This window comes from Pantoea sp. CFSAN033090, assembly GCF_001264395.1.
Classification (GTDB): domain Bacteria; phylum Pseudomonadota; class Gammaproteobacteria; order Enterobacterales; family Enterobacteriaceae; genus Pantoea; species Pantoea agglomerans.
Map to the genome: position 1 here is coordinate 42,468 of NZ_LGYX01000022.1, position 13,161 is coordinate 55,628.

A 13,161-nucleotide genomic window follows, 5' to 3' on the forward strand; every position below is an offset into this window, starting at 1 on the left:
TCCGCCTGCCGCAAGGCATTATCGCTGCCAGTCAGGCGGCGATACAGGTGCCGGATAAGGGACGGCGGCAAAACAAAAAGTGGAGACGACTGGATAAATTTACAGCCATTATAGCAGTGAGGTGAGTGATGCCAACCGCGAAATTTCGACGTGCGGCAACAGGCGCGCATCCGGGATATGCATCAGGTTGCTCTGTCGCAGGTTAATCCAGCAGGCCTGCAGCCCGCAGCGCAGTGAGCCCGCCACGTCGGTGGTCAGGTCATCACCCACGTGCAGAATATGGTGTGGCGCGATATCAAGGCGTTGCGCGGCAAGCTGATACATATCCTGCCACGGCTTGGCGCGCCCGTCTGGCCCGGCCCGCAGCGTGAAGCGGAAGTATTCTGCAATGCCCATTTTCTCCGGGCAGGCGTTGCCGTTGGTGACCGCCACCAGCGGGATTTTCTCCGCCAGGGCTTTCAGCGTCTGGTGCGTCTCATCCGGCATCTCGACCTGACTCCGCCACTGATGGAAGACCGCCATCACTTCTGCCGCACCCGCGGTAGCTTCAGCGGCAGAGAGGCCGATATTCAGCATCGCCAGCTCAACCGAACGGCGTCGCCACTCCGAAACATCATGATAGATATCAGGTTCTCGCTGCAGCAGCTCATCGCGCAACTGCTGATAATCCTGCGGCGTGAAGTCACGCAGCGCCGGATGAAAAGCCTGCAACGCGGCATGGGACTCCAGGGTGGTACGACGGATGACCGGGTAGTTATCGTAGAGAGTGTCATCAAGGTCGAAGGTCATGGCTTTTATGGCCGACAGCGGACGATAAAACTTCATTCGTTCTTTCCTCGTTTGGCGCGGGGATGCGCAGCGTCATACACCGAAGCCAGATGCTGGAAGTCGAGATGGGTATAGATCTGGGTCGTCGACAGGTTTGCGTGACCCAGCAACTCCTGCACGGCGCGCAGGTCACCGCTGGATTCCAGCAGATGCGTGGCAAATGAGTGTCGTAGCTTATGCGGATGGATATGGCTGGCCACGCCCTGTCTGATGCCCCATTCGGCAAAGCGTTTCTGCACGTTGCGTGGCGAGATGCGGTTGCCGCGCGTCGAAAGAAATAGCGCATCATCCTGGCCGCCAAAGGTTTCACGCAGCGGCAGCCAGTGCTGGATCCAGGCGACCGCCGTGCGACCAATCGGTATCCGGCGCTCTTTGCTGCCCTTACCGACTACCCACACTTCGCCTGAATCGAGATCGACGTGGCGACAATCCATATTCACCAGTTCAGAGAGACGCAAACCGCCGCCATACATCACTTCCAGCATCGCCCGGTCGCGCACCGCCAGCGGATCGCTAAGGTCGATCTCCAGCAGCTGATTTACTTCATCTACATCAATGTTTTTAGGCAGATGGCGCGCTTTACGCGGCGTCATCACCCCTTTGGCCGGGTTGGCAGAAAGCAAACCCTGGCTCACCTGCCAGTCGAGAAAACTGCGCAGGGCGGAGAGCCGCAGCGCGAGGCTGCTGGCGGCCAGTCCGGCGCGACGGCTGCGCGCCGCCATGCTGCGCACCTGCGCCGGTTCCAGCTGCGCCCAGCTGCTGAGCTTCATCTCATCAGCAATCGCCACCAGCGCGGCAAGCTGGCGCGCATAGCTGCTCTGGGTTAACGGACTGAGCTGGCGCTCCACTTTCAGGTAGCGCAGAAATCCGTCGACGGCCTCCTGCAGCGCGCTGCTCATGCGCGTTCAACCCAGCGGGAGAGCAGATCAGGCATCATCTGCGACAGATGCTGCAACAGCAGTGTCCCCATGCCCGATTGATAGTGCTGGCTGTCACGACTGCTGAACACCAGCACGCCGAGATCGCCCTCCTCACCCATTAGCGACATGGCAACCGACCCGATCGCTTTGGCCTGCGGCAACAGCAGCAGCAGTTCCGGCCCATTAATGTTGCCAAGATAGTGATGCTGGTTACCGAAGCGCTGAATACGCAGCGGTTCAAACGCCTGACGCGAGAGGCTCAGCTGAAAGAAATCGGAGGGCGCGCCCAGCAGCCATTTATCACTGAACAGCCGCACATTGGCACCCGCCAGGCCCAGCTCACGCGCCCAGCGATGCAGACGGTTGAGCATATCCTGCAGCGAGTCAGCCGCGGCCAGATGGCTCTCCAGCGACAGCAGACGGTCAAACAGTTCGTGGTTAGCGCTGGCCTGCTCCATCAGCAGCGTGATCTCTTCTTCCAGCCGCTGAATATGGTTGCGTTGCCGCGCCATATGCCATTCGACCAGAGAGACGCTGCCACGCACCGGATGCGGCACGGCCATCTGTTCAACTGCACGGGCATTGCGGATAAAGAAATCGGGATTCTGCCGCAGATAATCACTGACGGCCTGATCGTCCAGCAGAACCGAACTGTCAGCCTGCTCTTCGATATTTTTCATAGATGAATAAACCCATCGTAGACGTGTGTCGCAGGCCCGGTCATATAGAGCGGCTGACCGGCGCCTTTCCAGGTGATGTGCAGCGTTCCGCCAGGCAGGTCGACACGCACTTTGGGTGCCAGAATGCCCTGCTGAATGCCACATGCAACGGCAGCACAGGCGCCGCTGCCGCACGCCTGCGTTTCACCCGCTCCGCGTTCGTAGACGCGCAGGCGGATATGTTCGGGATTGATGATCTCCATAAAACCGACATTGACGCGATCCGGGAAGCGTTCATGACTCTCCAGAATCGGACCCAGCAGTTCAACCTGCGCGGTTTTGACACTTTCGACCTGGATAACGCAGTGCGGGTTGCCCATCGACACCGCACCCAGCATCACCGTCTGTTCGGCCACGCGCAGCAGATAGAGATTTTCGGCTTTGTTGGCACGAAACGGCACCTGCTGAGGCTCAAAGTTTGGCTCGCCCATGTTCACGCGCACCTGGTCGTCAGGCGTGACGGTCAACACCATGCGGCCATTCTGCGTACTGACCCGGATGTCACTTTTGTTGGTCAGCCCTTTCAGCTGAACAAAGCGGGCAAAGCAGCGCGCACCGTTGCCGCACTGTGCGACTTCACTGCCGTCGGCGTTGAAAATGCGATAGTGGAAATCAAGATCGGGATCGTAAGGCGGTTCAACAATCAGCAGTTGATCAAAACCGATCCCCAGATGACGATCGGCCAGCCGGCGGATCAATTCCGGCGAAAAGAAGACGTTTTGTGTCACCGCATCCACAACCATAAAATCGTTGCCGAGACCGTGCATTTTGGAGAACTGCATTTTTTGCTCCGCCGGATAAGCCATCAGATTAGTTCGCTTTTACGCCTGAATTGCCGGTAACCAGCCCGCCGACATCGGCTTTAGAGGCATCCGCTTTCTGGCGGTCGGTTGGGGCTTGTTGTTTCTTCGGCTGATCCTTCGGCGGGAAGTAGAGCGGTCCTTTCAGACCACAACCTGCAAGGCTGATTACTGCCAGTGTCATGGCCAACAGGCTTATTACTTTCTTCATTCTTTATGCTCTTCATGTCCTTTACCTGGATGCTTATCATCGCAGTTGAAGGTGGAAAAGCAACAGGAAATGCCCGCAAATAGCGTGAAGCGGGTGACAAGCCGGGAAGATAGCGGCCACCTGCAGAGCGCAGGCAGCCCGTCAGCATCAGTGCACCTGATAGCGTGGCTGATAGTCGCTGTTGTCGTTGTCAGGCTGCGAGGTACACAGCTGCGTCAGCGTCTGGCTACGGAACGGAATCACCTGGAATCGCTCACCGGTGTTCACAATCTGGTAGAACTGCGGCAGGTTGAAGTTGATAAAGCTTGAACCATAGGTAAAGCGATCGTGCGATGAGGAGTAGAACCGGCTGACGTCGCGCACCAGCTCCTCTTTGCTGCCTTCACAGTGATGATAGACCTCAACCCGATTGGTCTCATCAAGGATGTAGATATTGAAGCCGCGCTCATCAGTGGTGTTTTCAAAGAAGAACTGAATAATGCCTTCGCTGGCATAACCGTTGACCACGGGTGGCAGCGGCGTCTGATTCGTTTCGACTTTGATCGACAGTCCGTGCAGCTTGTTGTTGGAGATCGCGCCATAAAACTCAACCGCGTTTTCCAGCTTCTGCACTGAAACGCTCATGCGTTCAAAGAACAGGCCCCAGGTCTCGCCCGCCATACGCAGCGCTTTAAAGCGACCCGGCTCCTGACGTGTGCTGGAGAGGCGCAGCTCAATGCATTCTGAGACCAGCTGCTGTACCCGCGTCCGAATCAGACCGCGCAGATGCTGGCTGTAGCAGAACACCTCCACCGTATCGGGCGGTGCAGCATCCTGATGCATCTTGCCGAGAATGGTTTTCAGCCCTTCGATCATCGCCTGTTCGCCGCTGAAGTGCAGCGTACGCACCTCATTCCAGGAGTTGCGATAGAGCAGATCGATGCTGCCAATCAGGCACTGCTGCTGCTGACCAAAACTAAAGACATCCAGCTTACGGAAGTCGAAGTGCACCACCTGATTGCGGAAGGCCGCCGTCGGATCGTGTTCAAGGTTAACAATAATCGCAAGGTGCCGGATTTCGCACGGACTGTAGAGCGCTTTTGGCGTCGGCGAGGGCAGACGCAGCGGGAAGTGGCTGGAAACATCGTTAACCAGCTCCTGCAGACGCGCCAGATCGCAAACTTCATTGCCTTTAATATGCAGCCGGGTTTTACGGGTCAGCAGTCCATTGAACCACGCCCACGCCACCAGCTTGTTCAGGTAGCGGTTATATTCCAGCGGTTGATGGCTGATAATCGAATCCATGTCCGGCGCCTGGTTATAGAGATACCAGCCGGAACGGTTGGCGCGGCCAGGCGGCACATGAATAAAGGTCAGATTGGGTTCGGAGAGATCGGGCGAAATCTGCGGATTCACCAGCGTCACTTTGCCCGGCAGCGCTTCAAACGCAGCATACAGTTTACGGGTCAACACACCGATATCCTGCGGGCTGGCGCTGACGCTTAAGTTATTGCGACGGGCAAAGCGGATCAGGTTGCGATAACTCTGCATCATCGCATCCAGCAATTCATTATGGGCTTCGCGCACCCGCTCGATTTTCCACTCAGCGCGATTATCCAGAATGGCAATCTTCTCTTCGTTCCAGCCCCACTCTTTGACCAGCTGCGATAAAATTTCGCGACGCCAGCCGGTGCGGTGCTGATGATCTTCGGTGCTGAGCTTTTCACACACTTTGAGGTAGAAACAGCGACGCACCAGGTCGAGACGCGGCTGATCGTCAACGCTGGTCAGATAGTGCGTAACGCGCTCCAGCATCATGCAGTAAGGATCAAGCCCGAAGCAGATGATTTCACCGTCATGCAGGCGCTGTTTGATATCCATCGCCAGCAGTTGCGTATTCGGGTATTCCCAGCTGTAGGCTTCCAGCAGCAGCGTTTTCAGTACGGCTTTATACGGGGAGTCGATGCTTTTATAGAGTTGCCACAGGCTGGCGCCGAAATACTCTTCCGCCGACAGCGTGCCGAGGCCGCCAAGATCGAGCCACTCATTAGGGGTTAGCACGCCTTTGGCGTAGAGCGACATTACGTAGTCGTCGTAATTGTGCTCTTCTTCGCCCGGCACCATATTCCACAGGATGCGTTTACCCGCCATACGAACTGCCGTACGGTAGAACTCATCCAGCAGTAAAATGTGTTGTGTTGAACCGCAATCTTCACCGCCCAGACTGCCGCTTTCGTTGTGGCGGAAGCGGTTTTCATCAATCAGAAAGAAACTCACCTCTACGCCCATCGAAACGCACCACTTCTGCAGCAGCGTACATTTGCGCTGCAGATTCAGACGCTCTTCATTATCAAGCCAGGATTGATGGCAGACCCAGATATCGAGATCCGAGACGCTGTTCTGGCCGACAGATGAGGTGCTGCCCATAGAATAGATCGCCGTGATCGGCATTTCGCCTTTCGGCGCATCGGCATGACGCAGATCGCTGTCGCCGGTGAGATCGGCCAGCAGCTGACGCTGATTTTCATCAGGCGTGAAGAAGCTGATGCCATGTGGAACGCTACCTTCAAGGTAACCCGGCATCTGCGGATGTTGATAATGTAATAAGGTTGGCAGCAGACTGTAGACGCGCTGAAAAGCGGGTCCCATAGCAGCCAGCGCACGATCAACGCGCAGCTGGTTGATTGCATCCAGTCTCTGTTTCAGTGTCTCAATGTAGAGGTACAAGACGTTTCGCCTGATTGTCCCAGTGTTTAAGCACCCTGTTTCCACACTCTGCCGCTTATAAAGTAAAAAAGTGGGCAGATAATTGCTGGAAACGTGATCAATCTAACACCCTGCAGATTGACCGTAAAGAAAGTTGCGCTACCTGACAGTTTAGCACGTTCTTACCAGCTTCCCGCCTTTTCAGCTCTGGTTCCCACGTTATGGCTTAATAAACCGGCCTGAAACCGCACGCAGGCCGTTTTCAATCCGTTGAAACTGACAGTCTTCACCCAGAGATGATAGGATATTCAGTGAACGATAAAAATGGTTAACAGCATGTTAGACAAAATTTTCAGAATTGCTACAAGACAAAGCCCGCTCGCATTATGGCAGGCACATTATGTACAGCAACGACTCATGAGTGCCCATCCGGGACTGCGCGTTGAGCTGGTGCCTATGGTCACGAAAGGTGACATCATCCTTGATACGCCGCTGGCAAAAGTGGGTGGCAAAGGGCTGTTTGTCAAAGAGCTTGAGCTGGCGATGCAGGATGGCCGTGCCGATATGGCGGTGCACTCGATGAAGGATGTGCCGGTCAATTTCCCGGAAGGTCTGGGCCTGGTAACCATCTGCGAGCGCGACGATCCGCGCGATGCGTTCGTTTCTCATCATTATGACTCTATCGACTCGCTGCCACAGGGTGCCATTGTCGGCACGTCCAGCCTGCGCCGTCAGTGCCAGATTAGTGCGCGCCGTCCGGACCTGGTTATCCGCTCGCTGCGAGGCAATGTCGGCACCCGCCTCGGCAAGCTTGATGCCGGAGAGTATGACGCGATTATTCTTGCTGTCGCCGGGCTGAAACGCCTGGGACTGGAAGATCGCATTCGTCAGGCGATGCCTGCCGAAGTTTCCCTGCCCGCCGTGGGTCAGGGTGCGGTCGGCATTGAATGCCGTCTGGACGACACCACCTTAATTGGCCTGTTGCAGGCGCTGAATCACGATGACACCGAAGTCTGTGTCCGAGCGGAGCGCGCCATGAATACCCGTTTAGAGGGTGGCTGCCAGGTGCCAATCGGCAGTTTCGCGGTGCTGGAAGGCGATGACCTCTGGCTGCGCGGCATGGTCGGCGCACCGGATGGCCGGGTCATGGTCAGCGGCGAACGCCGTGGTCCCCGCGCTCAGGCTGAACAGATGGGTATTTCACTGGCCGATGAACTGCTGAATGGCGGCGCGCGTGAAATCCTGCAGGAAGTTTACCAGGGGCAGCCGCCGGCATGACCATTCTGGTGACGCGCCCGGAACCCGCAGCGGCAGAGCTGGTGTCACGCCTGCATGCCCTTGGCAAACAGGCGTGGAGCCTGCCGCTGATCGAATTTGGGCCGGGCGCTGATCTCACCTCTCTGCCACAAAAGCTCGCCGCACTTCGCCCTGGCGACCTGGTTTTTATCCTTTCTCAGCAGGTTATACATTACGCACAACACACTGTCACAGCATGGCCCGCTGAGCTGGACTATTATGCAATTGGTCGCAGCACCGCCCTGGCGTTTCATACCGCCAGCGGACAGCAGGTGACCTGGCCTCATGCGCATGAAACCAGTGAAGAATTGATCCGGCTGAATACCCTTCAGCAGGTTGCGGGTAAACGTGCGCTGATTCTGCGTGGCGATCCCGGACGCGAGTTGCTGGCTCAGACGTTAACCCGGCGAGGTGCTGAGGTGTCGTTTGCAGCCTGTTATCAGCGCTGCCAGAAGTATTATGATGGACCCGTTGAAGGACGCCGCTGGCGCGATCGCGGTGTCTCCGTGCTGGTGGTGACCAGCGGTGAAATGTTACAACAGCTTTTTTCGCTGTTCCCCGCAGTTGATCGCGAGGAATGGCTGCTCAACTGCCGACTGGTTGTCGTCAGTGAACGTTTGGCTACCCTGGCCGCAGGATTGGGTTGGCAGGATATTCAGGTAGCCGATGGTGCCGATAACGATGCGCTGCTGCGCGCGTTACGCTGAACTTTAACAATGGGATGTGCCACATATGACGGAACAAAAAGACTCCTCCGCCATGGTTGAAGAAACCACCCCAGCGGTCGACCGCTCTCCTTCCAGCAACAGCACACCACCGCGTAATGCGAAAAATGGTGGCATGGTGCTGGGTGCAGTTGCGATTGTCATTGCGCTGGCGATTGGTGCGGGTTTATACCTTAACGGGAAACATCAGGCTGATTTACAGGCACAAACCAATCAGAAGCTGAGCGAACAATTAAGCGCGTTGCAACAGCAGGCCAGCAGCGACAAACAGCAGCTGACTCAGCAACTGAGCGGCGCCGAAACCGCGTTGCAGACAGCCCAGACACAGCAAAACGCGTCAGCAAAAGAGCTGGAAACCCTGCGTGAAAAAGTGGCCGTGATTTCTGGCAACGACGTGCGCAGCTGGTTGCTGGCACAGGCGGACTATCTGGTGAAACTGGCTGGCCGCAAACTCTGGAGCGACCAGGATGTCACCACCGCCGCTGCACTGCTGAAAAGCGCCGATGCCAGCCTGGCCGACATGAACGATCCCAGCGTCATGAATGTGCGTCGTGCGCTGACCCAGGATATCAGTAACCTCTCTTCGGTTACGCAGGTCGATTATGACGGCGTGATCCTCAAACTGAACCAGCTGTCGAACAACGTTGATAATCTGCGTCTGGCCGATAACGACAGCGATGATGCGCCGATGGACAGCGATGGCGGTGAACTGTCAGGTTCCGTGCGCGAATGGCGTCAGAATCTGGTGAAAAGCTGGCATAACTTTATGGATGATTTTATTACCATCCGCCGCCGCGATAACACCGCCCAGCCGCTGCTGGCACCTAATCAGGATGTTTACCTGCGTGAGAATATCCGCTCGCGTCTGCTGATTGCTGCTCAGGCGGTACCGCGTCATCAGGATGAGATTTATAAACAATCTATCGACACCGTGTCCGCATGGGTTCGCGCCTGGTACGACACCAATGATGCCGCTACCAAAGCCTTCCTTGCCCAGCTGGATGAGCTGAGCCAGCAGAACATCAATATGGACCTGCCGGATAACCTGGAAAGTCAGCCGTTGCTGGAACAGCTGATGCAGACCCGCGTCCGGAACCTGTTAGCGCAACCTTCTGCCGCTGCTAATCAGCAGGGAGGCTAAGCATGCTTAAGGTATTTATCCTCTTTATCCTGCTGATTGCTGGCGTAGTGCTGGGACCGATGATTGCCGGTCATCAGGGTTACGTGCTGATTCAGACCGATAACTGGAACATCGAAACCAGCGTCACCGGCCTGGTCATTATCCTCATCCTCAGCCTGCTGGTGATTCTGGCCGTGGAATGGCTGCTGCGCCGCGTGCTGCACACCGGCGCGCGTACCCGTGGCTGGTTTACCGGACGTAAACGCCGTCGCGCCCAGCGTCATACTCAGTCGGCGCTGATGAAGCTGGCAGAAGGCGATCACCGTCAGGTGGAAAAACTGCTTTCTAAAGATGCCGATCACGCTGATGTGCCAGTGGCGAACTACCTGCTGGCAGCAGAAGCTGCGCAACAGCGTGGTGATGAAATCCGTGCCAATCAGCATCTTGAACGTGCTGCAGAGCTGTCGGAGAGCAACACCATTCCGGTAGAAATTGCCCGCGCACGTATTCAGCTGGCACGTAACGAAGATCATGCTGCGCGTCATAGCATTGACCGTCTGCTGGAAGTGGCACCGCGTCATCCTGAAGTGCTGCGCCTGGCCGAACAGGCGTATGTCCGTACTGGTGCCTGGAGTGCATTGCTGGATATTCTGCCCGCCATGCAGAAGGCGCAGGTCGGCGATGAGCTGCATCGTGATGCATTACAGCAGCAGGCCTGGCTGGGTCTGATGAATCAGGCGATGGCCGACCAGGGCAGCGATGGGCTGAAGCGCTGGTGGAACGATCTGAGCCGCAAAACCCGTCAGGAAACGACGCTGCAGGTGGCCATGGCGGATCATTTGATTGAATGCAACGATCACGACACCGCGCAATCGATCGTGCTGGAGGGCCTCAAGCGTCATTATGACGATCGTCTGGTACTGCTGATGCCTCGCATCAAAAGCGGTAATCCGGAAGCGCTGGAGAAAGTTCTACGCCAGCAAATCAAACAACACGGCGCAACACCGCTGCTGCACAGTACGCTGGGGCAGTTGCTGATGCGTCATGGTGAATGGCAGCAGGCTGCTGAGGCACTGCAGCAGGCGCTGGCACAGCGTCCTGACGCGTTTGATTATGCATGGCTGGCGGATGTTTATGATCGTCTGCGTCGCCCGGAAGAAGCGGCGAAGATGCGTCGTGAAGGGTTGTTACTCACACTGAAGAACAATCCCAACGCCTGATCCTCTTTTCATACCTGATAAAGCCGGGCTTGCCCGGCTTTTTTGTGCCCGCAATCTGCCAGCACGCTTTCGCAGGCAAAAAAAAACACCTGCCAGTGGCAGGTGCAAGATCAGGTCGGTAAGACAACCGGGAGGTACCTGACTCAACGTGGTGTCTGTTAACCCTGTAAGACTTTCGCGATACAGGCAGGCAGACAACAGGTACCTAAAATTGGCTCTGCATCATTCCCAGGTTTATGTAGCATCAGCAGACATAAGAGGTGGAATGAGCATCTACAGCAGAAGTATTGCACAAGCCGTGCCAGGTTTATGATTATTTTTAAAATCACAATAAATCAGTAGGTTAAAGAATTAGCTCAAAGCTTCATTCAACAGGCCTGTCGGAAAATGTCGGTATCCAGCGACAGCTGGCATTTTCTCTGTCTCTGAATGGAGACAGCAAGGTCAATCTCTCTATAAGCTCAATAATAACAATGACTTATTTGTCGGCAATTCACGACGCAGCTGCTACTGTTTAAGCAACTTTATCTGACAACTGGCGAAATCAAGGGTGAGCTGGCATCAAAGGATTAGCTAACAAGCAGCCCGCTCTCACTGCTGTGCGGGCTTCAGGGAGCATACGCCTTTCGCAAAGACGCAAAAGACGCCATCCCTGGCGGGCTCAGCGCGGGCGATTACGCACCTCATCCCTGAGGTGCGCCCGTAGCCGGGCCAACGCTTTGCGTTGTTCAAAAACGCTCCTGGCGTTTTTATCCGGGCGGCGCGATGCTCTGACCACAGGCGTATGCTCCCTTCGCTTCACGTCTGGCACACGCATCAGGTACTTACATTAGCGCTTAAGACGGCTGATAGCCCAAGCCAGAGTCAATCTGGCCGCAATGCATAAGCTCAACGCGCAGGGAATACGGTCAGAGGAGGAAAGCGTCCCGCGCCAGGGACGGCGCGGGCCGAGCGGCCATGGATGGCATTAGCGCCTTTCCGATCTGACCGTATTTCCTTCGCAGGCTCGGATTTACAGCTACGCTGCCCCTCTGCACCCTACCCAAATCTCCCGCAGAAATTCTCATCCTCTTATCTGCAGACGAAAAAAAACCTGTCTTTTCAGACAGGTTTCTAAAATGGTCGGCGAGAGAGGATTACTCTGCTCTGCGAGCAGCGCCCTGCGGGCCGTTGCTGAAGCAACGTTGTCTCGCTACGCTCGGCTCAAACCTCCTTCGGAGGTCCTCATCCTCTTTTCTGCAGACGAAAAAAAACCTGTCTTTTCAGACAGGTTTCTAAAATGGTCGGCGAGAGAGGATTCGAACCTCCGACCCACTGGTCCCAAACCAGTTGCGCTACCAAGCTGCGCTACTCGCCGATTTTTTTAACTGTTTTGCCTGGTGCGAAGAGAGGGACTTGAACCCTCACGTCCGTTAAGACACTAACACCTGAAGCTAGCGCGTCTACCAATTCCGCCACCTTCGCGTTTCCCAGCAAAATCTGGGGTGGCTAATGGGACTCGAACCCACGACAACTGGAATCACAATCCAGGGCTCTACCAACTGAGCTATAGCCACCACAATACTTAATGTCACAAGTTAAAAACCTGCAGCATTTAAATCTCTACTGCCAACCGCGGTAAATCAACCACCGAAGCTCATGCGCACAAACGATATGGCGCGCCCGACAGGATTCGAACCTGAGACCTCTGCCTCCGGAGGGCAGCGCTCTATCCAGCTGAGCTACGGGCGCGTAGCGCCGTTGCGGATGTGCATACTAGAGATAAGCGCCCATCGTGTCTAGTGCTTTTTAAATAAAAAGACGTGTTTGATTACGCTTTGTGCATTTTGTCGACAAATAGTGCATTTCCTCTCTCACAACGCGTAAAAATGCGGCATTTATCAGCAATATCAGAGATCGCCACGCCAGTGATAGCGCAAATATTTAAGCAGTTTTAATTGCCGGCGCAGGCGGCCAGGCTGCCGAATCAGACGATAGAGCCACTCCAGCCCCAACCGCTGCCAGATCTCAGGCGCTCGCTTCACATGGCCGGTGAAAACATCGTACGTTCCACCCACGCCCATATAGAGCGCATCAGGCCAGTGCGCACGGCACGCCAGCATCAATAGCTCCTGACGGGGCGACCCCAGCGCTACAGTCACCAGCTTCGCGCCGCTGGCCGCAATCCGGGCAAACAGCGCATCCTGATCGGCTGGCGCAAAATAGCCATCCTGCGCCCCGACAATATTCACATTCCACTGACGACGTAGCTTATCGCAGGTTTCATCCAGCACCTGCTGACGACCGCCGATAAGAAATACAGGCGTCCCTTCCCGCCCGGCGCGTTCCATCAGCGCTTCCCATAAATCAGCACCCGCAATGCGCTGCACCGACGCGTGTGGATACTTTTTACGAATCGAGCGCACAATGCTGATGCCATCGGCGTATGCATATTCCGCCTGCGCTAACAGCGTACGTAATCCCTCATCCCGCTCAGCGGTCAGGATCTTCTCCGCATTAATCGCCACTAAAATACCGCTGCGTACGCTGTGCGGCGGCATCAGAAAATTCACCGCCGACGGCATGTTTTCGAAGCCATACAACTCAACGCCGCGAATCCGGTACTGCGGCGTCTCAGTTAACTTTGTCATATCTTCC

Annotated in this window: 11 protein-coding genes, 4 tRNA genes and 1 other RNA gene; 4 read left to right on the forward strand and 12 right to left on the reverse strand. The window is 55.9% G+C overall.

All coding sequences use genetic code 11. The annotated features are described in order from the left end of the window. Positions 1–108: 108 nt before the first annotated feature. The 6 genes from yigB to AFL22_RS17845 form a co-directional block, all read right to left on the reverse strand. Positions 109–825: a 5-amino-6-(5-phospho-D-ribitylamino)uracil phosphatase YigB gene (gene yigB, locus AFL22_RS17820; RefSeq protein ID WP_052271838.1), complete on the reverse strand. Its 717-nt coding sequence runs from the start codon at positions 823–825 to the stop codon at positions 109–111. Continuing rightward, a complete protein-coding gene (gene xerC, locus AFL22_RS17825) occupies positions 822–1,727 on the reverse strand; it encodes a tyrosine recombinase XerC (RefSeq protein WP_010671674.1) in 906 nt (301 codons plus the stop codon). The genes yigB and xerC overlap by 4 nt, the downstream gene beginning before the upstream one ends. Then, on the reverse strand, positions 1,724–2,428 hold the full coding sequence (locus tag AFL22_RS17830; RefSeq protein WP_010257324.1) for a DUF484 domain-containing protein: 705 nt from the start codon (positions 2,426–2,428) through the stop codon (positions 1,724–1,726). The genes xerC and AFL22_RS17830 overlap by 4 nt, the downstream gene beginning before the upstream one ends. Next, entirely contained in the window at positions 2,425–3,249 is an 825-nt protein-coding gene (dapF, locus tag AFL22_RS17835) for a diaminopimelate epimerase (RefSeq protein WP_010257326.1), read from the reverse strand. The genes AFL22_RS17830 and dapF overlap by 4 nt, the downstream gene beginning before the upstream one ends. A gap of 28 nt (positions 3,250–3,277) precedes the next feature. After that, positions 3,278–3,478 carry a lipoprotein gene (locus AFL22_RS17840; RefSeq protein ID WP_010257328.1) on the reverse strand — a complete coding sequence of 67 codons (201 nt, stop codon included), beginning with the start codon at positions 3,476–3,478 and terminating at the stop codon, positions 3,278–3,280. Positions 3,479–3,625: 147 nt separating this feature from the next. Then, on the reverse strand, positions 3,626–6,184 hold the full coding sequence (locus tag AFL22_RS17845) for a class I adenylate cyclase (RefSeq protein ID WP_010257330.1): 2,559 nt from the start codon (positions 6,182–6,184) through the stop codon (positions 3,626–3,628). A gap of 315 nt (positions 6,185–6,499) precedes the next feature. Here AFL22_RS17845 and hemC point away from each other — a divergent pair, with 315 nt between their 5' ends. Genes hemC through hemY form a run of 4 tightly spaced genes read left to right on the forward strand, consistent with a single transcriptional unit; the run spans position 6,500 to position 10,524 of the window. Then, positions 6,500–7,441 (forward strand): hydroxymethylbilane synthase, encoded by a 942-nt coding sequence (gene hemC, locus AFL22_RS17850; RefSeq protein WP_052271856.1) that lies wholly within the window; start codon positions 6,500–6,502, stop codon positions 7,439–7,441. Further along, positions 7,438–8,166 (forward strand): uroporphyrinogen-III synthase, encoded by a 729-nt coding sequence (gene hemD / locus AFL22_RS17855; protein WP_052271839.1) that lies wholly within the window; start codon positions 7,438–7,440, stop codon positions 8,164–8,166. The genes hemC and hemD overlap by 4 nt, the downstream gene beginning before the upstream one ends. Before the next feature lie 25 nt (positions 8,167–8,191). Beyond that, positions 8,192–9,325 (forward strand): uroporphyrinogen-III C-methyltransferase, encoded by a 1,134-nt coding sequence (hemX, locus tag AFL22_RS17860; RefSeq protein WP_010257336.1) that lies wholly within the window; start codon positions 8,192–8,194, stop codon positions 9,323–9,325. A gap of 2 nt (positions 9,326–9,327) precedes the next feature. Continuing rightward, complete coding sequence (gene hemY / locus AFL22_RS17865) at positions 9,328–10,524, forward strand: protoheme IX biogenesis protein HemY (protein ID WP_010257339.1); 1,197 nt, start codon at positions 9,328–9,330, stop codon at positions 10,522–10,524. 1,119 nt (positions 10,525–11,643) lie between these two features. Here hemY and AFL22_RS23565 read toward each other — a convergent pair. From AFL22_RS23565 to wecG, 6 genes are all read right to left on the reverse strand, one after another. Further along, a non-coding RNA gene (locus AFL22_RS23565) (RtT sRNA) lies at positions 11,644–11,773 on the reverse strand. A 31-nt stretch (positions 11,774–11,804) separates the two neighbouring features. After that, positions 11,805–11,881: transfer RNA gene (locus AFL22_RS17870), tRNA-Pro, on the reverse strand. 20 nt (positions 11,882–11,901) lie between these two features. After that, positions 11,902–11,988, reverse strand: a tRNA-Leu gene (locus AFL22_RS17875). A 16-nt stretch (positions 11,989–12,004) separates the two neighbouring features. Beyond that, positions 12,005–12,080: transfer RNA gene (locus AFL22_RS17880), tRNA-His, on the reverse strand. A 98-nt stretch (positions 12,081–12,178) separates the two neighbouring features. After that, positions 12,179–12,255, reverse strand: a tRNA-Arg gene (locus tag AFL22_RS17885). A gap of 158 nt (positions 12,256–12,413) precedes the next feature. Next, complete coding sequence (gene wecG, locus AFL22_RS17890; protein WP_010671671.1) at positions 12,414–13,154, reverse strand: lipopolysaccharide N-acetylmannosaminouronosyltransferase; 741 nt, start codon at positions 13,152–13,154, stop codon at positions 12,414–12,416. Between the last annotated feature and the right edge of the window lie 7 nt (positions 13,155–13,161).